19 protein-coding genes and 1 tRNA gene are annotated in these 22,300 nt (G+C 70.2%); 11 read left to right on the plus strand and 9 right to left on the minus strand.

The features are described 5' to 3' along the window. Window positions 1-32: 32 nt before the first annotated feature. From U5O44_RS17300 to bcsD, 6 genes are all read right to left on the minus strand, one after another. Window positions 33-4,268 carry a cellulose biosynthesis protein BcsC gene (locus U5O44_RS17300; RefSeq protein ID WP_322589645.1) on the minus strand — a complete coding sequence of 1,412 codons (4,236 nt, stop codon included), beginning with the start codon at window positions 4,266-4,268 and terminating at the stop codon, window positions 33-35. Continuing rightward, window positions 4,265-5,539 (minus strand): cellulose synthase complex periplasmic endoglucanase BcsZ, encoded by a 1,275-nt coding sequence (bcsZ, locus tag U5O44_RS17305; RefSeq protein WP_322589646.1) that lies wholly within the window; start codon window positions 5,537-5,539, stop codon window positions 4,265-4,267. Before bcsZ ends, U5O44_RS17300 begins: the two co-directional genes overlap by 4 nt. Further along, window positions 5,505-7,841: a cellulose biosynthesis cyclic di-GMP-binding regulatory protein BcsB gene (locus U5O44_RS17310; RefSeq protein WP_322589647.1), complete on the minus strand. Its 2,337-nt coding sequence runs from the start codon at window positions 7,839-7,841 to the stop codon at window positions 5,505-5,507. The genes bcsZ and U5O44_RS17310 overlap by 35 nt, the downstream gene beginning before the upstream one ends. Before the next feature lie 2 nt (window positions 7,842-7,843). Further along, a complete protein-coding gene (gene bcsA / locus U5O44_RS17315) occupies window positions 7,844-10,069 on the minus strand; it encodes a UDP-forming cellulose synthase catalytic subunit (RefSeq protein WP_322589648.1) in 2,226 nt (741 codons plus the stop codon). Window positions 10,070-10,159: 90 nt separating this feature from the next. Beyond that, complete coding sequence (locus tag U5O44_RS17320) at window positions 10,160-10,600, minus strand: hypothetical protein (RefSeq protein WP_322589649.1); 441 nt, start codon at window positions 10,598-10,600, stop codon at window positions 10,160-10,162. Window positions 10,601-10,647: 47 nt separating this feature from the next. Beyond that, window positions 10,648-11,115 carry a cellulose biosynthesis protein BcsD gene (gene bcsD / locus U5O44_RS17325; RefSeq protein WP_322589650.1) on the minus strand — a complete coding sequence of 156 codons (468 nt, stop codon included), beginning with the start codon at window positions 11,113-11,115 and terminating at the stop codon, window positions 10,648-10,650. A gap of 282 nt (window positions 11,116-11,397) precedes the next feature. On the opposite strand from bcsD, the gene U5O44_RS17330 reads away from it, so the two are divergent. Genes U5O44_RS17330 through waaF form a run of 5 tightly spaced genes read left to right on the plus strand, consistent with a single transcriptional unit; the run spans window position 11,398 to window position 16,295 of the window. Next, window positions 11,398-12,210 carry a response regulator transcription factor gene (locus U5O44_RS17330; protein WP_322589651.1) on the plus strand — a complete coding sequence of 271 codons (813 nt, stop codon included), beginning with the start codon at window positions 11,398-11,400 and terminating at the stop codon, window positions 12,208-12,210. A gap of 14 nt (window positions 12,211-12,224) precedes the next feature. Further along, window positions 12,225-14,030: an ATP-binding protein gene (locus tag U5O44_RS17335; RefSeq protein ID WP_322589652.1), complete on the plus strand. Its 1,806-nt coding sequence runs from the start codon at window positions 12,225-12,227 to the stop codon at window positions 14,028-14,030. A 22-nt stretch (window positions 14,031-14,052) separates the two neighbouring features. Beyond that, entirely contained in the window at window positions 14,053-14,976 is a 924-nt protein-coding gene (locus U5O44_RS17340; RefSeq protein ID WP_322589653.1) for a branched-chain amino acid transaminase, read from the plus strand. Between the two features lie 43 nt (window positions 14,977-15,019). Beyond that, the gene (locus U5O44_RS17345; protein ID WP_322589654.1) at window positions 15,020-15,235 is read left to right on the plus strand and encodes a zinc-finger domain-containing protein; all 216 of its coding nucleotides are present in this window, start codon (window positions 15,020-15,022) and stop codon (window positions 15,233-15,235) included. A gap of 19 nt (window positions 15,236-15,254) precedes the next feature. Beyond that, on the plus strand, window positions 15,255-16,295 hold the full coding sequence (gene waaF, locus U5O44_RS17350) for a lipopolysaccharide heptosyltransferase II (protein WP_322589655.1): 1,041 nt from the start codon (window positions 15,255-15,257) through the stop codon (window positions 16,293-16,295). Here the strand turns inward: waaF and U5O44_RS17355 are convergent. Together U5O44_RS17355 and U5O44_RS17360 are read right to left on the minus strand one after the other, a co-directional pair. Then, a complete protein-coding gene (locus U5O44_RS17355) occupies window positions 16,280-16,981 on the minus strand; it encodes an anti-sigma factor (RefSeq protein ID WP_322589656.1) in 702 nt (233 codons plus the stop codon). The two genes, waaF and U5O44_RS17355, sit on opposite strands and share 16 nt — an antisense overlap. A 3-nt stretch (window positions 16,982-16,984) precedes the next feature. Continuing rightward, window positions 16,985-17,638 (minus strand): sigma-70 family RNA polymerase sigma factor, encoded by a 654-nt coding sequence (locus U5O44_RS17360; RefSeq protein WP_322589657.1) that lies wholly within the window; start codon window positions 17,636-17,638, stop codon window positions 16,985-16,987. 77 nt (window positions 17,639-17,715) lie between these two features. Between U5O44_RS17360 and purU the strand changes: the two genes are divergently transcribed. Genes purU through U5O44_RS17380 form a run of 4 tightly spaced genes read left to right on the plus strand, consistent with a single transcriptional unit; the run spans window position 17,716 to window position 20,672 of the window. Continuing rightward, on the plus strand, window positions 17,716-18,600 hold the full coding sequence (gene purU / locus U5O44_RS17365) for a formyltetrahydrofolate deformylase (protein WP_322589658.1): 885 nt from the start codon (window positions 17,716-17,718) through the stop codon (window positions 18,598-18,600). Between the two features lie 25 nt (window positions 18,601-18,625). Continuing rightward, a complete protein-coding gene (locus U5O44_RS17370; RefSeq protein ID WP_322589659.1) occupies window positions 18,626-19,075 on the plus strand; it encodes a YybH family protein in 450 nt (149 codons plus the stop codon). 1 nt (window position 19,076) lies between these two features. Next, complete coding sequence (locus tag U5O44_RS17375) at window positions 19,077-20,117, plus strand: YheT family hydrolase (RefSeq protein ID WP_322589660.1); 1,041 nt, start codon at window positions 19,077-19,079, stop codon at window positions 20,115-20,117. A gap of 15 nt (window positions 20,118-20,132) precedes the next feature. After that, a complete protein-coding gene (locus U5O44_RS17380) occupies window positions 20,133-20,672 on the plus strand; it encodes a DUF2946 family protein (protein WP_322589661.1) in 540 nt (179 codons plus the stop codon). A 54-nt stretch (window positions 20,673-20,726) separates the two neighbouring features. Here U5O44_RS17380 and U5O44_RS17385 read toward each other — a convergent pair whose 3' ends face one another. Then, a complete protein-coding gene (locus U5O44_RS17385) occupies window positions 20,727-21,254 on the minus strand; it encodes a c-type cytochrome (RefSeq protein WP_322589662.1) in 528 nt (175 codons plus the stop codon). 150 nt (window positions 21,255-21,404) lie between these two features. Between U5O44_RS17385 and U5O44_RS17390 the strand changes: the two genes are divergently transcribed. Both U5O44_RS17390 and lysM read left to right on the plus strand, forming a co-directional pair. Beyond that, window positions 21,405-21,480 (plus strand) — tRNA-Arg (locus tag U5O44_RS17390). A gap of 245 nt (window positions 21,481-21,725) precedes the next feature. Then, window positions 21,726-22,235: a peptidoglycan-binding protein LysM gene (lysM, locus tag U5O44_RS17395; RefSeq protein WP_322589663.1), complete on the plus strand. Its 510-nt coding sequence runs from the start codon at window positions 21,726-21,728 to the stop codon at window positions 22,233-22,235. The last annotated feature ends 65 nt before the right edge of the window (window positions 22,236-22,300 follow it).

The raw sequence follows: 22,300 nt of genomic DNA on the forward strand, positions 1-22,300 counted from the left end.
TCAGCCGTGACACGACACTGGGCTGTTGCGCTTCAATACCCCGTCGGCCCCCCCGGCATCTGCAGCCCCAGCCCGCTCACCGCCCCGCGCGGCTCCAGACTGAAGCGCAGGTAGATCGACCCCGTGCCCTGTGTGTACTGGGCGGCGCGCTCCAGGCCGAGCCGGGTGCCGATGTCGAGCTGGCGGGTGATCTGGTATTCGAGCGCGCCGCCCAGGTTCAGCACCAGTCCCGAGTCGCTGCGTGCGGCGTAGGTGGAGGCCGGGGCGCGCTGTTGCGCGACCAGGCTGTCCATCGTGGACTGCGCTGCCGCGTCGGTCGGGAAGTAGGGCGCGGCTTCCTCGCGGTAGGCCTGCAGCCCGGCCGAGCCCTGCAGCCCCCAGCTCAGCCGCCCGCTGCGGCCGAGCCAGTTCACCGGCACCGTCAGCGACAGCAGGTGCTGCGGGCTGAAATAACCACCGTGGCCCCAGGTGTAGCCGCTCAGGTTGCGCCGGTGGTGCTGGTAGCCGAGGTTCATGCCGACCTCGACCTGCGTGTCAGCCAGGCGCTGTGCCTGCCAGAAGCTGCCCGTGCCCAGCTCGACGCGGCTGTTGCTGGCCACTTGCTCGCCGGTCAGCGCGTGCAGGCTGCCGTAGCCGTAGACACCGACATCGGCCTGTCCCCATGCCAGCTGCACCCGTGCCCCGGTGGCGCGCACGCCGCCCCAGATCCGGCCCGTGCGCTCGTCCTTGCTGCCGGCGAAGGCGAGCAGGCTGTCGGTCAGGGCGCGGCGCGAGGCGTCCACGGTCAGCGTCATCCCTTGCGCGAACTCGTCGATGTAGCGCAGTCCGCCCACGACATCGGTCACGGCGAAGCCGATCGGGGTGGTGCCCACATCGACCGTCAGCGTGCGCGTCTTCAGCGCGACCGCCACGCCCACGCCCGCATCGCTCTGGGACGGGGCGACCGTCACGCCCGTGGCATCCAGCCCCAGCGTGCCGCTGCGCGACCGTGCCGCCTGGCTGACCTGTCCGGCGCTGGCGACGACCGGCGTCACCTGGACGCTGAGCTGTCCGACGTCCTCGATGGTCTTGCGGCCCTCGATCGGCGTCTGCACCAGGTCGAGCTGGCCCAGACCGGCCTCGCCACTGCGGGAGCGGATCACGCCGGCCGTCTCCAGGCTGGTGCGCCCTTGTTCGATCTGGACCTCGGAGAGTTCATCGCCGAGCGTGCGGGTGGCCCGCAGGGGACGGGCGGGCAGTGCTGGACGTGGAGCGGACAGGGGCGGGACCGGGGCGGCCTGGGCGAGCAGGATGTTCGGCTGCGCCGCTGCGGCCGCGGCCGCCACCGGGACCGGATCGCGCCAGCGCTGCGACCGGCTCACCGCACTTTCGCCGCCGACACGTGCGCTGGGCAGGCCGGCGCCGGTGGGGGGCAGCTGGTCGAGGTCCAGACTGGCCAGTGGTGTCACCAGGGCCGGCAGGCCACCGGCGACCAGCGTGCGGGCACGGCCATCCGCGGCATGGGCGGCAAACGGATTGCCGGCCGCGCGGGCCTGGCCCCACTGCAGGGCATTGGCCTGCCGCTGCGGCTGCTCGGCGACGATGGCCGCGCGCAGATACTCGGCGGCCTTGCCGAACTGGCCGAGCGCGCGGTGGTGGCGGGCGTACTGGGCGAGCACGGCAGGGCTGTTCGGGGCGATGCGGCTGGCTTCCTGCAAGGCCATCGCGGCACTGTCCTTGTCCTTCTGGCCATCGGCGGCGCCGGCCAGACCGAGCCAGGCGTCGAGCTGACCCGGCTGTTTCTGGAGCACCGATTCATAGAGCGCACGGGCCTGTGCGTGGTCGCCTGCGGCGGTGTGCAGACGCGCCAAGGCCATCTGCAGACGCGGCTCCTGCGGGCGTTCCTGCAACACCGGGGCCAGGGCTTCCCAGGCGTTGTAGAGGTCGCCGCCGTCGCGCAGCTGGTCTGCCTGCCGCAGCGACAGGGCGATGCGCAGCTCGTCGAAGTCGCGCCGCTGGCCGGCGGTGAGGGGCTGCGCGGCGAGCTGGCGCAGCACGCCGGCCAGCTCTGCATCCTGGCGGGTCTGCAGCAGCAGCGCGGCATGGCGCAGCCGCAGACCGGCGCCGGCCTGCGGCTGGGCGGCCAGCGTGGCGCGGATGAGCTGCCCGGCGCGGGCCTCGTCGCCCAGCTCCATCCGGGCACCGGCCACGGCGCCGACCATGTCGGGATCCTGTCCGGCGGCGGCTTCGGCTTCGACCAGCAGCGCTTCGGCCTGCCAGCGCTGCCCGGCGCGGGCTTGTGCGATGGCGTCGGCCGCCTGGGCCTGCACGGCCAGACGGCGTTGCAGGCGACCCATCTCCGTGCTGCGCTCGCGGGCGGGCACCTGGTCCAGGCTCTGCAGCGCGCCCGTCCAGTCCTTCAGCTCGGACTGCAGCAGGGCCCGCGCCAGCAGCGCTTCGCCGGGCTGCGCGGCCGGCACCACGAAGGCGTCGACCTGCGCCCGCGCCGCGTCCGGCCGGTTCTGGCGCATCAGCAGCTGGCCGAGCGACAGCCGCACCCAGGGTGAACCGGGTGCCGTGGCGACCGCCTGCTCCAGCAAGGCCTGCGCGCCGGCCAGGTCACCGCGCTGCTGGGCCAGATCGGCCTGCAGCCGCATCTGGCCGGCCTGCAGGCCCTTCTCGCCGCCGAGAAGGGCGAGCACCTCGGCATCCATGCGCTGCAGGTGGGCGCGCTGCAGCTCGGTGCGGCCCGAGGCGCCGAGCACGTGGTGGAGACCGGCGTTGGCGCGTGGATGGCGGGCGTCGGCCCGCAAGGCCTCGCGGTAGGCCGCGTCGGCGCCGAGGAACTGGCCCTGCTCGGCCAGCAGATCGCCCAGCAGCACCTGGCCCTCCGGCTCCTTGGGATCGGTCTCGACAGCGCCCTTGGCCAGGCGGGTCGCGCGGTCGAGGTCGCCCGCCTGGCGGGCGGCCTGGCCGTCGTGGACCGCCTGCCAGTGCATCGCCGAGCGGTAGACCGGCGCCCAGCGTGCGCCGTTGCGGGCGGCGCTGGCGCGGCCGAGCAGCTCGCTGGCCTCGGTGAAGCGGTCTTCGCGCATCCGCACGATGCCGAGTCCCGCCAGCGCGTCGGTCTCGTCCGGCCGCTGCAGCAGCACAGCGTTGAAGCGCTCGGTCGCCGTTTTCACATCACCCGCGTCCAGCGCCGCGAAGCCTTGGCGCACGGCGAGCAAGGGCGCCGGCTGGGCCCGGCGGGCGGTGGCACTGGTGGACGTGGGGGCCGCCTTGCGGGGGCTGTCCGCCCCGGCTGCAGTGGCCGTGCCGGAGGCACTGGCCGCCGCCCGTGCCTTGCCGGGCTGGCCGAGTTCCGCCAGTTTGGTGCTCAGCTCGGCATCGTCGCCGGCTGCGGCGAGGTACTGGCGGAACAGCGGTGCATCCGGCCCGCGTGCGTCCATCCACACCAGTGCCTGGCGCCAGGCGGCACGGGCGTCCTTCTGGATCTGCGGCGGCGCATCGGGCTGGCTGGCGAGGGCGGCCAGGCGGCGGACGGCGTCGCGGCGGGTCGGCTCGCGGTAGCTCAGGTGCTTGGCGAGGGCCAGGGCGGGGCCGTGCTGGCTGGGGGTTGCCTGCTGGAGGCGTTCCAGTCCGCGCTTGGCCTCGTCCCAGCCTTCGCGGGTGCCGCCGAGGGTCTGGTAATACTCGATGGCGAGGTCATCGGCCGGCGGCTGGGCGCCCAGGGCCTGCTTGTAGGTGCTGGCCGCGGCTTCGGTCTGGCCGGCTTGGGCGTACTGGCGGGCGGTGGCGATCAGCGCCTTGTTGGAGGACTGGGACTGGACCTGCCGGGCCAGCGTGCCGATGCCGGGATGGTCCGGGCGCACCTGGCGCAGCCGTTGGAGGTAGGCGCCGGCCTCCTCGAAACGCCCGGCCTCGACGCTCTGCGTGGCCAGGCCGTAGAGCGCGTCCGGCTGGCGCGGATCGACGCCGAGCAGCTTCTGCCAGGTCTGTCCGGCGAGGTCCGCACGGCCGCGCTGCTGCCAGTGGCGGGCCTGCTCGATGAGCTGCTGCACCGTGGAGGTCAGACCGGTCTCGGGGCTGGCGGTCGCGGTGGTGGCTGCCGTGCTGGCCGCCGGGGTGGCCGCAGGGCTGGCCGGTGGTGCGGCGGTGGCGGCCAGGCTGGTCACCAGTCCCAGGCAGGCCAGGGCGATCCGGCTGGGTGTCGGGCCGCTGCGCGGGCAGGCGTCGGGCAGGGGCAGGGGGGCTGGCGCGGCAGTGGGCAAGGTGGGCAGGGGCGTCATGGCGTCGGGCAACGGAGGATCGAAGGGGCGGGCGCACGCAGCAGCCGACCGTGGCGGTCGCAGCGCCAGCGCTGCTGCAGCCAGCCGGTGCTGAAGAGCGCCAGGGCGTGGTCGTAGTAGCGCAGGCGGGTGCCGCTGGCGCAGGAGGTGGCGAGGCGCTCGGCCAGGTGCTGGACACCGGCACAGTCGCCCAGCGCCGCGAGGTAGGGTTGCAGCGCGGCGGCAAAGCCGGGCGGCGCGCTGCCGCGGGCGATGGTCGATGGGTCGGCGCTGGCAGGCGTCCGGGTGGACAGTCGTTCGGGCAGGCTGGGGCCACGGGTGTGGCGCTGCATGCCCGACAGTCCGTGCAGCAGGGCGGGCCGCAGCGGATCGTCGGTCGGCGCCACGCCCGCCCAGAGGTAGCAGCGGATGGCGTCGTAGCTGCCGGTGTCGCCGTGCTGGGTGTCGGCGACCCAGCGGCCGCGCAAGGGGGCTGAATGCTGCACCGACCAGGTGGCCCAGTCCGGCGCCAGCCCCTGGGGCGCCAGGCCGGGCAGGGTGCGCACCGACTGTTCAGCCAGCACCGTCCACGGCCCGCCCGGATCGGCGCTGGCCAGGCCGCGCAGCAGGTGCAGCGGCGCATAGCTCGGGTTGAAGCGCCAGAGCAGGCGGTCTTCGGTGACAAATCCCTGCGGACCGGGCAGCAGCATCGTCCCGAGCCCGGGCACCTCGACCACTTCCTCGGCCCGGATGCGTGCCAGCAGGGCGCGGCCCTCGGTGGCCAGCGCGGGCGCGTTCCACAGCCGTGCGGCCTCGATCAGCGTCCAGGCCAGCCACAGGTCGGCATCACTGGCGGCATTGGGGTCGAGCACGCCCCAGCGTCCGTCGCGCTGGCGGCCCCATTGCCAGGCGGGCAGGCGTGCGGCCAGATCGCCGGCGCACAGGTTCTGGCGTGTCCACTGCAGCATCTGGTCGAAGCGCACGCGGTCGTTGGCCACCAGCGCGAAGAACATGCCGTAGGACTGGCCTTCCGAGGTGCTGACCCGGGCCTCGGTGTCGGGGTCGAGCACCCGGCCATCGGGTTGCAGGAACTGGCCGACAAAGCTGGCCCAGAGCGCATCGAAGTCGTCACAGACCAGGCGGCGGGGGGCAGCGGTCGGGGCGGCACACGCCGGGCTGACCAGCCCGCCGGCCGCGCCCGCCAGCGCACCGATCCGCAGCAGCAGGTGTCTGCGCTGCGGAAGGGGGGGTGGTCCCTCAGGTCGATGCACCGGCATGACGGCGCATGGCATGGCGCTGCAGCAGCAGGTAGATCACCGCCGACAGCACCAGGATGCCCAGCATCAGCACGGCCCACATCAGCACCGGGCGGTCCGAGAGCTTCCAGCGGATCCAGCTGACCCAGGACAGGTTGCCGCTGGCGTAGGTCGGCTCGGCGCTGTACGGCGTGATGCGCCCGGATTCGTCGAACAGCGCCACATGGCCCTGGATCTGCGCCAGGCGGGTGCTGTCGAGCAGGGCCTCGGTGATGAAGGACAGCGCGGCCGGGGTGGTGGCCATCAGCCCGACCACGCTGCGGTTGCTGGCCAGCGGCGACTCGAAGCCGACCAGCGCCGCCTGCGGGTCCGTGCCGCGGAAGGACAGTGTTTCCTGCGGCATCCGCTCGTTGTCCTCCCAGAGGCTGCGGATCCAGCGCAGGCTGTCCGGCAGCGTCCAGTCCGCGGGCGACAGGCCGGCTGCGGACCGGGCGCTGGCGGGTGTGGCGGCGCGGCTGGTCTGGGCCGCGGCCAGGTCCCGGAAGGGCATGGCGCCAGCCCAGTCGGCGAACAGGCGCTGGTTGCCGGCACTGCCGATGACGATCAGGTCGTGGTCGGTCACCTGCCCCACATGGCGGGCGCGCACCACCCGCACCAGCCGTGCGGCCAGCCCCGTGGCTTCACCCGCCCGGCCCATCAAGGTCAGGAAGGTGTCGAGGTCTTCGCGCGAGGGCTGGTCCGGCAGGACCACGGCGGTCTCCGCCAGATCGGCCAGCCGGGTGTAGGGGTGGGTGGTGTTGGCGAAGGCGGCCAGGTCCGGCATCGGCAGGAAGTGCGGCGCGTCCGAGAAGTCGATGGTGGAGGCCCCGTCGACCACGCTGCGCGGGCGGTCCAGCGCGGCGTCGGCGCGGCTTTCGCGCTCGCATTCCGAGGCCTCGTCGATGACACCGGGCTGCAGCGTCATGTCCAGGCGGGCGTAGGACTGCGTGCCGAGCGCGGCCACCGGCAGGCGCAGGGTGCGGCGGGCCGACTGGGTCAGGGCCTCGTCGCGCTCGCCGCGCAGGCTGCGCTGGAGCTTGTCGACCCAGCGTCCGGCAGCACCGGGTTCGAGCGATTCGTTGAGCCGCTCTTCGCCGTTGAACCGCACGCGCAGCGCCGCAGCCGATTCCCCCGGCCGTGCCTCGTAGCGCACCCGCAGATCGATCGGCACCTTGCGTTCGCGCCAGGCGAAGAGGTCGGGTGGCAGGCGCATCGGCACGCTCACCTCCAGCGGCCGGGCATCGTGCGAGACCAGCGCGGCCGTGGACACCAGCTCGTCCAGGCGGACCGGGCGGTGGGTGGGGGTCCAGTTGGGTGCCTCCCAGGCCCGCCGTGGGGCCGCTTCGGTCAGGCGGTCGATCAGTGCGCTGCTGCCATGGCCGGGCAACTGGCCACGCACCAGCGCGTCGGCCGCGCGGCGCAGCTCTTCGCCGTCGCGGCCGAGCAGGTAGAGCACCTTGCGGTGCGGCTGGTCCGGGTGGGTGGCCAGGGTCACCGAAGCGCCTGCGATGGGCGGCAGCACCATGCCGGGGGGGGCGTCCTCGGTGGTGGCGAGCACGATGGCATGGCCGGTCGGCAGCCGGTCGCGTGCCTGGATGCGCACGCCGCGGTAGGCCGAGAGCGCACCGAACCACGAGGCCACATTCCCGGCCGCCTGCAGCGTGGCGTCACTCGCCCGCGGTGACAGCACCAGCGTCAGCTCGTTGCGGCGCGGATCGCGCGGATCGAAGAACGGGGAGGGCAGGAGCGACAGGTCGTTGGCCAGCGGCAGGGGCGACATCACCAGGTTCAGGGTCGAACTTGGCGCGATCTGGGCCCAGAGGCCAGCGCTTTCCGCGGCACTGCAGTCGAGCGGTTCGGCGAACTGGACGGTCAGCTCGTTCTGGTCGATCAGCAGGCGCGGGTCGATCGGGACGGTGTGGCTGCCGCTGCGGCTGGCCGTGCCGGCCGTGGTGGACGGGTCCAGGCGGCTGACCAGTTCGCCGTTCAGCCGCACCTCCAGCGCCCCTGCCCGTCCGGCCAGCATGGGCGACTGGGCCAGATCGAGCTTGAGAATGGCCGAGGACGCCACCTCGTCCGCGCGCAGGGCGAAGGGGAACTGGTGGCGCGAGTGGCCACGCTTGAGCATCACCGCCTCGCGCTGGCCCATCTGAGAGAAGGGAAGCACCAGGTCGCGGCCTGGCGCGGCGGCGTGTGCGGCGCCGAGGCCCAGGGTCAGCGCGAGCAGCGCGGCGAGGGCTGCGCGGACGCCGGGCCGGACAGTGGTGGCGGAGGGGGTGGTGGAGTCGGTCCGCTTCATGGTCAGGCGCGCACAGGGGTGGATTCGGCGGGCGGTGCCGCGGGCTTGCTGGCCGGTCTGGCGGGCGGCTTCGGCTTCCAGCCGAACACCTTCGCGCAACCCCGCACACCCAGGCCGACGATCTGGCGCAGGGCCTGGAACGGCCGGTCCGGCGCGTGGCGGGCGGCGTGGTCGATCCAGGCGTCGGCGCGGGCGAAGGTGATCTCCACCAGGTCCATCTGCTGCTGCAGCGTCATCGGGTCGAAGCGCAGGCCGTGGTGCTCGCCCTGGCGGAAGACGATGCGCGCCGAGAACAGCGCGGCGTGGTCACCCCGCAGCAGCGCCAGCGTCACGGCGGTCTGCTCCTCCAGCATCACGCCGGGCGGCAGGCGCACCCGCAGGCCGCCTTCGGAGAAGTCCTCGGTCTCGACGTGCCAGACGCGGCCGTCCTCGGTCTCCATGCGGGCCGGGATGCCGAACTGGACCCGGTGCGACTTGCGCACCTGGCGGGTTTCCGAAGCGGCCGCCGCCGCCGCGCCCAGGATCACGAGGTTGTAGATGGTCCACAGCATGTTCAGCAGCACCGTGTCCAGCTCGTGCGTGTTCCACCAGAACAGCCGCGCCACCCCGACCACGAACCCGATCAGGTTCAGCGACAGCAGCACCACATACGGCCGCGCGATGCCCCAGTCGAAGAAGTCGCGCTCGATGTAGCCGCCCTTGGCGGTGACGTTGAAGCTGCCAGCCTTGGGGTCGATCAGCGCCAGCATGGTCGGGCGGAAGATGTACCAGGCCAGCACGGCTTCATAGACCTCGGCCCAGAACGAGTGCCGGAACTTGCCCTGGGTGCGCGAGTTGACGAGGTTGGCGTGCACCAGGTGGGGCAGCGCCATCGCCGCGATCATCACCGCCGAGGCGTGGATGACGTGGGCCTCGAAGAACAGGTAGGCCAGCGGTGCCGTCAGGAACACCAGCCGGGGCAGCCCGTAGAAGAAATGCAGCATCGCGTTCGAGTAGCACAGCCGCTGCGCCCAGCTCAGCCCCTTGCCCCACAGCGGGCAGTCGGTGCGGAAGATCTGTGCCATGCCACGCGCCCAGCGGATGCGCTGGCCGACGTGGGCAGACAGGCTTTCGGTGGCCAGCCCGGCGGCCTGCGGGATGCCGATGTAGGCCGTGTTCCAGCCCTTGCGGTGCAATTTCAGCGCGGTGTGGGCGTCCTCCGTCACCGTCTCCACCGCCACGCCGCCGACGGCCATCAGCATGTCCCGGCGCAATACCGCGCACGAGCCACAGAAGAAGGTGGCGTTCCAGAAGTCGTTGCCGTCCTGGACCAGCCCGTAGAACAGCTCGCCCTCGTTGGGCACGTTGCCGAAGGTGTCGAGGTTGCGCTCGAAGGGGTCGGGCGAGAAGAAATGGTGCGGCGTCTGCAGCATCGCCAGCTTGGGATCCTTGTAGAACCAGCCCAGCGTCATCTGCAGGAAGGAGCGTGTCGGGATGTGGTCGCAGTCGAAGATGGCGACATATTCACCGTCGGTGTGCGACAGCGCGGCGTTGATGTTGCCGGCCTTGGCATGGCGGTTGTCGCTGCGGATCACCCACTCGATGCCGACCTCCTCGGCGAAGTCGCGGAACTCCTCGCGCCGGCCGTCGTCGAGCAGGTGGATGCGCAGCTTGTCGAGCGGCCAGTCCATCGCCATCGCGGCCAGCACGGTCGGCTTGACCACCTTCAGCGGCTCGTTGTAGGTCGGGATGAAGATGTCGACCGTCGGCCAGTCCTCCACCGGCATGGTCAGCGCCACCGGGCGGCGCTCCAGCGGCCAGATGGTCTGGAAGAAGCCCAGCACCAGCACCAGCCAGGCATAGACCTCGGCGGCGATCAGGCCGCTGCCGAAGAACAGGTCCAGGCTGCTGTCCATCTGCATCGTCTCGGTGATGCGCCAGTAGAGGTAGCGGCTGGAGACGGTCAGCGAGATGAAGGTCAGCAGCAGCGTCACGAAACGGCCGGGTCTGCGGTTCAGCAGAATGGCACACAGGAAACACAGCACGCCGAAGACCACCTGTTCCCACAGCCCGAGCGGCACGGAAATGACCGTGACCATCAGCAGCAGTCCGCTGAGCAGCATGGCGAGCTGCAGGGCGCGGTATTCCCAGGTGTCCCAGTGCCAGCCGGCCGTGCGGCGCGCGCCAGCCGGCGGCAGCGGTGTGCGGCCCGCAAGGGAGGGAGAGGACAGATCCGGCGATTCGGCCATGGCAGGGAGGAAGGTCGGATGTACAGACAGACAGGCAGCAGCGTGTCCGTCGGAGGCCGTCGCCGGCAGGTCCGGCGACAGGCGGCGGGGTCAGCGGCCCAGCGGGTCGGCCGGGCGGCTGGCGAGGCGCCCGAACAGGCGGTCCAGCCGGACCGGCTGCGGTGTGGCCGCCGGCGTGGGGGAGCGTGCGGCTGGCTGGCCGGCCCCCGGGCCCGGCACCGTGGCGGTGTCGTGCGGGCTGGCCAGCCGGTTCAGGATGGAGGTGACCGAGGATATCCCGTTGTGCGCATCCGGCCCCAGGCGCAGCACGCGCGGCACACCACCCGCCGGGGACGCCGCCGCAGCGGGGGCTGTTGGCGCCGCCGGGGCCTGGGCCGAGGCAGCGGGGGTGGCCAGCGGCTCGGCAGGCCGCCCCATCGCCGCACGCCGCACGGCTGCCCGAGCGGCGTTGTACTTGGCCAGGTCCTGGTAGATGCCGGCGTCGTGGCCCAGCGTCTTGAGCAGGTTGTGGATGTCGTCACCGTTGGTCATGGGAAGGCTCTTGCGGCTGCAGGACAACTGGGACTTGACGCGCCCGGTCAGGCGGCCAGGGCGAAAACGTAGAGGGGCTCGATGCTGGTGCTGTCGATGGCGATCTGCTGCACACGCAGCCGGTCGCCTGCGCCCGCCGCACGCAGCCACTGCTCATAGGCGCCCTCCAGGACGGCCGGCGACCAGGCGCGGCTGCCGGTCCCGAAGGCGGCTTCGATGGGGGCGCAGTGGTGGACAATTCTCAGCGCCTCATCGGTGTCGTTGAGTTCCACCCAGCCCCAGTGCATGTCGGACCAGACGCGGTTCATCGCGGCTTCGAGGTCGGGCAGCAACTCCAGCGCGGGCAGCGGCGCGCTGCGGGCCATCGCGGCGCCCAGTCGGCGCATGAGGGCCCGCGCCTGCTCTGCCTCGATCCGGCTGTTCAGCTCCTGCGACAACGCCCCCAGGAAGGGGCGCCATTGCGGGGAGCATCGGTGGCGCAGGTGGTAGTCATGGTCGGATTGCGGACGGTTCATCGGCGATAAGTCTGCTAAAACCGGTTAAATTTGGCAAAATTGCGCTAAATTACACTTATTCGGGGGATGGTACCATGTTGAATATTGATGTATTGCAAAGTTTTTCATTCCGTTGCAGATTGTGGTGAACAGGGCAACAGGTCGGGCTGACGGGGCCTGCGGGCCTCCCACTTTTGGGGGACATGGATCGACGATGCGCGGCTGAGGGTGCCGCTACCATCAGCCCACCAGGCGGGTCGCCGAGCGGGTGCATGGCACTTGCGGTTCTCCCGGGAGCGTTCGATGAAGGTGCTGCTGATCGATGACCATCCGCTGATCCTGTCGGCCATGCAGAGCGTGATCCTGGGTCTGCGCCCCAATGTCGAGGCCATTGGCGTCGAGACGGCGGCGGAGTGCCGCGAACTGCTGCGGCAGGATTCCGATTTCGATCTGGTGCTGCTCGACCTGCAGCTCGACGACGCCAGCGGCTTCGACCTGCTGACCGAACTGCGCATGGGCTATCCGGCGCTTGCGGTGGTGGTCGTGTCCGCTTCCGACCGGGCCAGCGACGTGATCCGGGCCATCGACTCCGGTGCCATGGGCTTCGTGCCCAAACGGGCCAGCAACGAGCTGCTGTTCGAGGCGCTGCACCTGGTCATGTCAGGGGGCATCTATGTGCCGCCCATGACGCTCAAGCTGGGCGACTCGGCCCTCCCCCTGGCGCTGGCGAACGGCTTGTCGAGTCCGGGTGTCGGGTCGCTGCTGCCCGGCTCGCAGAGCGCCGCGGTCGAGGATGACCGGCACACCCTCGGTAGCCGCCGCTTCGATCCACGCCGCGTCAGCGTGCGGGCGGAGCGGGATGCCTCGCTCCAGCGCCTGGGCATGACCCCGCGCCAGCGGGAGGTGCTGGAGCTGCTGCTGGACGGCAAGTCCAACAAGATGATCGCGCGTGACCTTGCCATTTCGGTCGAGACCGTCAAGGACCATGTCGCGGCGGTGCTGCGCACGCTGGGTGTGAACTCGCGCACCCAGGCGGTGCTGGCCATCGGCCGCCTGCACCTGCCCGAGGGCGATGCTGCCGGCGGCGCGCCGCGGCGCGGCGCAATCTTGCGCTGACGGCGGGGGTGCGCATGGTGCCGCTCGACCCGGCGTCGGATGTGCTGGCCGACCGTGTCGGCAGCCTCTATGCCCAGCTGCCCGCCAGTGTGGTCGGCCAGGCGATGGGCGTGGTGGTGATCGCGGCGCTGTTCCTGGTGATGCCGGAGTCGCCCGTGCCCGACATCCTGGCCGGCTGGCTCCTGCTGGCCGTCCTGGCGCTGGGCTGGCGTTGGCGGCTCTACCGCTGCTACCGGACCCAGCCGGCGCCCCAGGTCGCCGACTGGACGGGCTGGCGCCGCCGCTGGGAGCTGTCGACGCTGCTGTGCGCGGTGGTGTGGTCGCTGGCCATGGTCTGGCTCTATCCGCTGGGGACCGAGCTGCAGCGTGCCGGTCTGATCGCGCTGCTGGCCTGCCTGTGCATCGGCTCGGCTGCTGCGGGGCATGGCACCACGCTGGTCGGCATCGCCCTGATGGGGCTGGCCACCTGTTGGCAGTTCTTCGCCACCTCGGCCGCCGCTCCATGGGCGGACACGCTGGCGGTGGCGGGTGTGTTCCTGGGGGTCGTGCTGGTGGGGCACCACCAGCGCCAGAGCTTCACCCGTCTGCTGCTCTACAAGCACCGGTCCGAGCGGCTGGCCGCCCAGCTGGCCGCCGAAAAGGACATCGCCGACCAGGCCCGCCTCGACGCCGAAGCGGCGACCCTGGCCCGCACCCAGTTCTTCATCGCCGCCAGCCACGACCTGCGCCAGCCCCTGCATGCCCTGGTGCTGTTCACCGAATCCTTGCGGCTGCGCAACCGGGACGCCGCGCTGGAGCCGACCATCACCAGCATCGGCGCCTCGGTCGATGCGCTGGAGGCGCTGTTCGACAAGCTGCTCGACCTCACCAGCATCGACAGCGGTGCCATCGTGGTCGAACCGAAATGGTTCCACATGCGCGAGGTCTATGCCCGGCTGAAGCTGCACTTCGAGCCGCAGGCCTTCGACAAGGGATTGGGGCTCGACTTCGTGGGCGGGCGCCACGCGGTGCGCACGGATCCGCTGCTGGTCGAGCGCATCCTGCGCAACCTGGTGTCCAACGCGATCCGCTACACCGAGGATGGCGGTCTGCTGGTGAGCTGCCGGGTGCGGGGTGATCTGCTGCTGCTGCAGGTGTGGGACACCGGGGTCGGCATCGATCCGCGGCTCCTGCCGAGCATCTTCGACGAGTTCTACCAGGTGCGCGCACCCAGCGGGCCGGACCAGTCGCCGCGCAAGGGGCTGGGGCTCGGGCTGGCGATCGTGCGGCGCCTGTCGGAGCTGCTGAAGGCGCCCCTCAGTGTGCGCTCGCGTCCTGGGCATGGCACGGTCTTCAGCCTGCTGCTGCCCCCCATGGCCATGCCTGCGGCGGGCGAGGCGCCGCCTGCTCCAGCCAGCGTGGTGCCGACCTGGGTCAGTCCGACCTTGGCCGGGCGCCATGTGCTGCTGGTGGGGGCGGAGCTGGATGTCGGGCCGGACAGCCCTGGCGCGATGCTGCAGGCCTGGGGAGCGCTGGTCAGCGCCTTTGCCGATGCGCCGACCGTGCTCGACTGGGCCGCCAGCCAGGCGCGTGTGCCGGACCTGCTGGTGGTCGGGCGCCTGCCGCCGCACGAGCGCAGCGGCATCGACCTCGTCCGGGCCCTGCGCCTGGTGTTTGGCGGAGCGCTGCCGGCGGTCTTGCTCAGCGATGGCGAAGGCGAAGCGGTCCCGCCTGGCGAGGCGGATCTCCACCTGCTGGCCCGTCCGGTGGCGCCCAATCGGCTGCGTGCCATGGTGAACTTCAAGCTCTCGACCCGTACAATCTCGCACCCCGACCTGTAGCCCACGTAGGCAAGAAATCACCATGTCGATGCACGACCGAGACGGAAAGATCTGGATGGACGGACAACTGGTGGACTGGCGCGACGCCAAGATCCACGTCCTGTCCCACACGCTGCACTACGGCTGCGGCGCCTTCGAGGGCGTGCGGGCCTACAAGACGCCGGACGGCACGGCGATCTTCCGCCTGCGCGAGCACACCGAGCGCCTGTTCAACAGCGCCAAGATCCTGCGCATGAAGATCCCGTTCTCCTTCGAGGAGGTGATGGAGGCGCAGAAGGCGGTCGTGCGCGAGAACCAGCTGGAGAGCTGCTACCTGCGTCCGCTGACCTGGATCGGCTCGGAAAAGCTCGGCGTCAGCCCCAAGGGCAACACCGTGCACCTGATGGTCGCCGCCTGGCCGTGGGGCGCCTATCTGGGCGAAGAGGGTCTGAAGCGTGGCATCCGCGTCAAGATCAGCAGCTACACCCGCCACCACGTCAACATCACGATGACGCAGGCCAAGGCGGTCAGCAACTACACCAACTCGATCCTGGCCAACATGGAAGCGACCGAGGACGGCTACGACGAGGCGATGCTGCTCGACGCGAACGGCTTCGTCTCGGAAGGCGCGGGGGAGAACCTGTTCGTCATCAAGAACGGCGTCGTCTACACGCCCGACCTGTCGGCCGGCGCCCTCAACGGCATCACGCGCAACACGATCTTCTCGATCTGCGCCGACCTGGGCCTGAAGGTGGTGGAAAAGCGCATCACCCGCGACGAGGTCTACATCTGCGACGAGGCCTTCTTCACCGGCACCGCCGCGGAAGTCACCCCGATCCGCGAACTCGACCGGATCGAACTCGGCTGCGGCGCGCGTGGCCCGATCACCGAGAAGATCCAGGCGGCCTTCTTCGACATCGTCGGTGGCCGCAATCCCAAATACGCCGAGTGGCTGACCCCGGTCTGAGCCAGTCTGAGCCTGTCTGCGCTGATTCGAGGAGATCCAAGTCATGAGTGAAACCAAACAAGCTGCTGCCGTCGTGGAAGTGCTGGCCTCGGACCTGCACGGCCCGGGCGTCGTGTTCTGCCCGAACCCGAAGCAGGCCCTGTGGAGCAACCACCCCCGGGTCTACATCGACCTGAGCCACAGCGGCGAAGGCAAGTGCGCCTACTGCGGCACGGTCTACCGCCTGAAGGCGGGCGAGAAGATCCACTCGCACCACTGAGCCGTTCTCCCTGCCCGACATGAACCGGTCGCTGATCATCGCGCCGCAGTGGATCGGCGACGCGGTGATGAGCCAGCCGCTGGTCGCTGCACTGGCTGCCCGCGGCGAGGTGCTGAGCGTGGCGGCGCTGCCTTGGGTGTCGCCGGTCTACCGGGCGATGCCGGAGGTGGCCGAGGTGATCGACCTGCCGTTCGCGCACGGTCGTCTCGACTGGCAGGCCCGGCGTGCGCTGGGCCGGTCATGGCAAGGGCGTTTCGAGCATGCCTACGTGCTGCCCAACTCGCTCAAGTCGGCGCTGCTGCCGTGGTTCGCCCGCATCCCGCACCGCGTCGGCTACCACGGCGAGGGGCGCTACCTGCTGCTCAACGACCGCCGACCGGCGCCCGTGGAACAGCGTCCGCCGATGGTGGCGTTCTACCGTGCGCTGGCCGGGAAGGGCGCGTCGGTGACGCCTGCCCCCACCCATCCGGTGATGCACCTGCCGGTCGAGCGGGTCGCGGCGGTCCTGCGGACCCATGGTCTGCAGACCGGCGCCTACTGGGTGCTGGCCCCCGGCGCGGAGTACGGCCCCGCCAAGTGCTGGCCCGCCGCGCACTATGCCGACCTGGCCCGCACGCTGCACGAGGACAGCGGCCAGCCGGTCGTCCTGCTCGGCTCGGGCAAGGAGGCGGCGCTGGCCGAGGACATCGCCCGCCAGGCCGGCGCAGGCTGCCTCGTGCTGGCTGGCAAGACCTCGCTCGATGCCGCGATGGCGCTGATTGCCGGCGCCCGCGGACTGGTCAGCAACGATTCAGGCCTGATGCACGTCGGAGCGGCCTTCGGTCTGCCGCAGGTCGCCGTCTTCGGCTCGACCAGCCCCGAACACACCCCGCCGCTGAACGCACGCGCCGAAGTGGTCTGGCTGAAGGAAGAACTGAAGCTGGCCTGCGCACCGTGCTTCGAGCGGGTCTGTCCGCTCGGCCACACGCGCTGCCTCGCCGAAGTGGCGCCCGAGCGGGTCCGCCGGGCGCTGTGGGCGCGGGTCGAGGCGGCGACCGCTGCGCCTCAGAGTTCCAGGTGACCCACCGAGACGACCGGCCCGGTCGGCGCGCCGGTCGGTGATCCGCCGGTCGGCTCCACGCTGACGGCGAATGCAGCGGTGCCCTGCAGCAGGTGCTCGCGCAGCACGGTGGTGGCGCCCTTGTTCGACACCAGTCCCAGCGAGCGCGGCGCGCCCTTCGGCGGCACGGCCCACAGCTCCAGCGCCTGTGCAGCCGTCACCGTCACACCCGCCAGCGGCTTGAGCACCAGACTGCGGCCATCGGCGCCGACGCTGGCGACAAAGCTCGCCGGTCCCTGCTCGGTGCCCATCACCACGACGACCGGTGGCTGCACCGGGCCGGGCAGGCTCAGCGCCACGGCCAGGGCCAGCGTGGCCAGGCTGGCGGCCCCGGCCAGGCCCTGCCAGAGCCCGAGCCGCTCCCACCAGCGGGTGATGCGCTGCTGCACCGAGGTGGCGGCATCCGCTGTCGCCGTCTCGCCGAAGATCCGTTGTTCGATGCCGCGCCACACGGCGGCCGATGGGGTGACCGGCGGCACGCTCGCGGTCAGCGGCACCAGCCGGTCTTGCCAGCGCCAGACGGCGCTGCGCAATCCGGGGTGCGCCGGCAGCAGGGCTTCGAAGCGGCGGCGCGCGCCACCCTGGAGGGTGCCCAGCACATATTCGGCGGCCAGGCGATCGCTCAGTTCACGGCGGCTGTAGTCCATGGTTCAACCCCGTGGTCCGTGGACGGTGATGACGGCGGGCCCGGTGTCCCCGCCGAAGCCGGCGCGTTCCAGGCAACTGCGCAGCGCCAGCAGGCCCCGGCGTACCCAGCTCTTCACGCTGCCCAGCGGCTGCGTCATCTGTTCGGCCACCTCGGCGTGCGACAGGCCCTGGTAGAAGGCCAGCGCCAGGCTCTGCTTCTGGTCGGCGCTCAGGGCGTCCATGCAGACCCGCACGGCACGGGCTTCGACGGCGTTGCTGAACAGCGTCTGGGGATCGGGATCATCGGAGACAAACTCCTGCAACATGTCGCGGTCTTCCTCATCCTCCCTCCCTGGGCGGTGGGTGCTGACGGTGTCCGGTTCGGTCTGGCGCCGGCGCAGGCTGTCGATGGCGCGGTGGCGCGCCACGCTGGACAGCCAGGTCAGCGCCTGCGCGCGGCCGGCGTCGAAGCTCGACGCACTGCGCCAGACGTTCACGTAGACCTCCTGGAGGAGATCTTCGGCCAGATCTCTCTGCCGTTGAATACGCAGGATCACCCCGAGCAGATGCGCGCTGGTGCGCTGGTAGAGGGCGGAAAAGGCTGCTCGGTCACCCAGACCCGTTCTGGCGAGGAGATCTGCCAATTCCTGCGCACGTTCTGGGGGAGTTGCTGCCATTCACGGGCCCTCGTCGAAGTCGGCGGATTCTAGAGGCCACACGCGCACCATGGTGGCTGCGTAGAATCCGGCCCACCATGCCGATGCAACGCGACTTTGTCCTCACCCTCTCGTGCCCCGATGCCAAGGGCATCGTCCACGCCGTCTCTGGCCTGCTCTACCAGGCGGGCTGCAACATCATCGACTCGCAGCAGTTCGGCGACGTCCTCGGCGAGGACGCGACCGGGCTGTTCTTCATGCGCGTCCACTTCGACGCGCCCGAGCACCTCGGCGACGCGGCTACGCTCGACCGCCTGTTCAGCCACACCCGCCAGCAGTTCGGCATGACCGCGCAGGTCCGCAGCCTGGCGCGCAAGCCGCGCCTGATGCTGATGGTCAGCAAGCACGGTCACTGCCTCAATGACCTGCTGTTCCGCTGGAAGAGCGGGCAGCTCGCGGTGGACATCCCCGCCATCGTCTCGAACCATCCCGAATTTGCCGAACTGGCCGCCAGTTACGGCATCGCCTTCCACCACCTGCCGCTGCCCACCGGCAGCAGCGCGGCCGCCAAGCGCGAGCAGGAACAGCAGATCGAGGCGCTCTTCACCCGCGAGGAGATCGACCTCGTGGTGCTGGCGCGCTACATGCAGATCCTCAGTCCCGAGTTCTGCACCTTCCTGCAGGGCCGTGCCATCAACATCCACCACAGCTTCCTGCCCAGCTTCAAGGGGGCCAAGCCCTACTACCAGGCGCACGAACGTGGCGTGAAGCTGATCGGTGCCACCGCGCACTACGTCACCGCCGATCTGGACGAAGGTCCGATCATCGAGCAGGACGTCGAGCGCGTCGACCATACGCTGAGCCCCGAGGACTTCACTGCGGTCGGACGCGATGTGGAATGCGTGGTGCTGGCGCGTGCCGTGCGCTGGCATGTCGAGCACCGCGTACTGCTCAACGGCCGCAAGACGGTCGTCTTCCGATAACACCGCCGGCTCTGCCAGGACCTCCATGCCCCGCGTCAAACCCTTGCAGGCCTCCCTGATGGCCACCCCCGACGAGACCGAAGCGCAGTTCTACGAAGCGCTGCAGCATGCGGATCTCGACCGGGTGATGTCCGTCTGGTCGGACGACGAGGACATCGCCTGCATCCACCCAGGCGGGCCGCGGCTGGTCGGGGCGCAGGCGATTCGCTCGGCGTTCGAGAGCCTGTTCGCCAACGGCAGTGTCGACGCGCGCATCTCGCAGGTGCGCCGCATCGTGGCGGGGGGCTTTGCCGTGCACCATGTCCTCGAAGAGATCCGCATGGCCACGCCCGAGGGGCCGCAGCGGGCCTATGTGCTGGCCACCAACATCTTCGTGAAGACCCCACAGGGCTGGCGCCTGCTCGCCCACCACGCCAGCCCCGGCAGTCCGCGCCAGGTGCAGGAGTTCAGCGACGAGCCCTCGACGCTGCACTGAATTGACGCTCGACCCTGCCCCGGTCTGGCTGCCTGGCGGCCAGGCGCAGACCGTCTGGCCGGCGTTGTTCTCGCGCAGCCACGATCCTGCACACCCGATCGTCTACCGCCGCCAGCGCCACACGACGCCGGACGCGGACTTCGTGGACATCGACTGGCTGGACGCCGGGCTGCCGGTCGGTGCGTCAGGAGCCGCGGGTGGATCAGGCGCGGGCCGGGGTCTGCTGGTGCTGTTCCACGGACTGGAAGGCTCCTCGCGCAGCCACTATGCGCTGGCCTTCGCCGACTGGGCCCGCCGCCATGGCTGGTGCTACGCGGTGCCGCATTTCCGTGGCTGTTCGGGCGAGCTGAACCTGGCCCCGCGGGCCTACCACTCCGGCGACCATGTCGAGATAGGCTGGATGCTGGACAGGGTCTGTGCGGCGCATGGCGGCGGAGGGCCGGTCGTCGCGGTCGGTGTTTCGCTGGGTGGCAATGCGTTGTTGCGGTGGGCGCAGGAATCGGGCTCCCAGGCGGGCAGGGTGGTGCAGGCCGTGGCGTCGGTCTGCTCGCCGATCGACCTGGCCGCAGCCGGCCACGCGATCGGGCGTGGCCTGAACCGCTACCTCTACACGCCGATGTTCCTGCGCACCATGAAGCCCAAGGCGCTCGCCAAGCTGGCGCAGCATCCCGGCCTGTTCGACGCCGAGCAGTTGCGCCAGGCGCGTGACCTCTACACCTTCGACAACCTGTTCACCGCCCCGCTGCACGGCTACCGTGACACCGAGGACTACTGGCGCCGCGCTTCCGCCAAGCCGCGTCTGGCCGAGATCCGCATTCCCGCACTGGTCATCAACGCCCGCAACGATCCGTTCGTTCCTGCGCAGAGCCTGCCCGGTGTCCACGAAGTCGGGTCGCAGGTGACGCTGTGGCAGCCGGATGGCGGCGGGCATGTCGGTTTCCCGGCGGGGCAGCCGCCCGGCGATGTGCGCGGCCTGCCGCGTGCGGTGATGGGATGGATGCAGGGACGGCTCGGATCTCGCTGGCCTGCACCGGCGCGCTGAGGCAAGATCTGCAGCATGGATGACATCGTCAAGGCGGCCCTGAAAAAATGGCCCAACGTGCCCGACTGCCGGGGCTGGCTCGCGCTCGATGCGCGGGGTGATTGGTACATGCGCGACGACCGCACGCAGGCGGCCGGCCCGTTCCCGCTGTCGAAGGGCAGCCGCATCCTGCACGACAAGCTGCGCGAGTTCATCGGGCGCAACTACGAGGCCGATGCCGACGGCTGCTGGTTCTTCCAGAATGGCCCGCAGAAGGTGTTCGTCGAACTGGAAGCGGCGCCCTGGGTCTTCAGCGTGCAGCGGGTGGACGGCCGGTTCCAGGTCGAGACGCAGACCGGGCGTCTGGTGCCATCGGTGGACGAGGTGCTGGTCGATGAAAACGGCCGGCTGTTCCTGCACACGCCGATCGGACTCGGTCTGGTGCGTTCGGTGGACATGGATGCGGCGGCGGATGCGGTGCTCGGCGGCGTGTGGGTGCCGCGGGACGTGCTGTTCGCGGCCTTGCCGGCCCGCTGCGGTCACGAGCTGAGTCCGCAGCGGCACGGCAGGGCTTGAACGCCGGCATGAAAAAAGCCGGTCAGTGACCGGCTTCTTGCGGGGTGTGGCAGCTTACTGCGATGCGGCGTCGGCCGGAGCCGCGGCGGCTGCAGGCTTCGGCTCTTCGAACTTGGCGCCACCGGCATTGGCCATGTAGACCACGGCGCGGCCGATTTCCAGATCGCTGAAATCGCCACCGCCCTGAGCGCCCATGGCGCCCTTGCCCTTGAGCGCCGACGTCAGCAGGGTGTCATAGCCCTGGCCATTGCGCGGACCCCAGGCAGCTGCATCGCTGAACTTCGGGGCACCGGCCAGACCTGCCGCGTGACAGGCCACGCACTGGGCCTTGTAGACCTCTTCGCCAGTCTTCAGCGGGCCGCCTTCCAGCTTGATGTGCACCGCGCCCACCGGCTGGATGCGCGCTGCGATGGCTTCCTCGCTCAGCGCGTCTGCGCCGGCGCCAGCACGGGTGTCGCTGCCGACGTTCTTCACCAGCAGGACGATGAGAAAAATGGGCACCACAAAGGCGAAGATCACCGCCAGGATGAGTTGCTTGGGGGTCTTGATCGGGCTCTCGTGCTCGTCGTGGGCTTGGCTCATGGGTTCCTCAGGGCTGTTGAACGCGGTGTGGGCACTGATCGCGTGCAGGGCAGGCAGGGTGCGCAAAACCGCTGAATTATAAGGGGCGTATGCAGTCCGCCCGTGTTGCGTGCATGCTGCGTTGCGATAACTGCTAGAATCGCGTTCGCTGCGTCCGTAGCTCAATGGATAGAGTATTGGCCTCCGAAGCCAAGGGTTGCTGGTTCGATCCCAGCCGGGCGCACCACCCGATTCATGCAATGCCAAGACGCCAACCGCCGCCGGTTGGCGTTTTTTCTTGTGGGCGCGGTGCTTCCGTTCTGATGTCGTTCTGCTGTCCGGCATGCCCTATACCGCGGTATGGGGCTGATTAAGGTGAAACAAGTCACGCTTGTCAGGTGAGCGCAGTGCGTCTATAACCCACGTGGACGCGCCGCGAAGGCACGTTGTGTACCCACCGATGCAGATGCAGACGCAGAAGGAATCAAGACCATGGGATTGATGAGTTTCATCAAGGAAGCCGGCGAGAAGCTCTTCGGCAGCAACAACCCGGAAAAAGCTGCCGCTGAAGTGGCCACTGCGCCGGATCCGGTCGCTGCGCAGGAGAAGCTCGCTGCGGCCAATGCCAACGCGGCTGCCGCCATCGAGAAGTACATCGGTGCCCAGGGACTGAATGTCGATGGCTTGCAGGTCGCTTTCGACGGCACCACCTGCCAGGCCACCGTCTCGGGCTGTGCAACCGACCAGGCGACCAAGGAAAAGGTGCTGCTGTGCTGCGGCAACGTCGCTGGCGTCACCGGCGTCAACGACCTGATGACCGTCAGCGCCCCGGCCGATGAATCGCGCTGGCACACCGTCGTGCGTGGCGACACCCTGTCGGGCATCGCCAAGGCCATGTACGGCAACGCCAACCTCTACCCGAAGATCTTCGAGGCCAACAAGCCGATGCTGAGCCACCCGGACAAGATCTATCCGGGGCAGACGCTGCGCATTCCGGCCTGATCGGCGCGCACGTTTTCCGCGAATTCCGCGACGGCGACCGAAGAATCGGTCGCCGTTTTTCGTGG

The sequence above is a fragment of the Sphaerotilus sp. genome, assembly GCF_034519685.1.
In the GTDB taxonomy this organism is placed as follows: domain Bacteria; phylum Pseudomonadota; class Gammaproteobacteria; order Burkholderiales; family Burkholderiaceae_C; genus Sphaerotilus.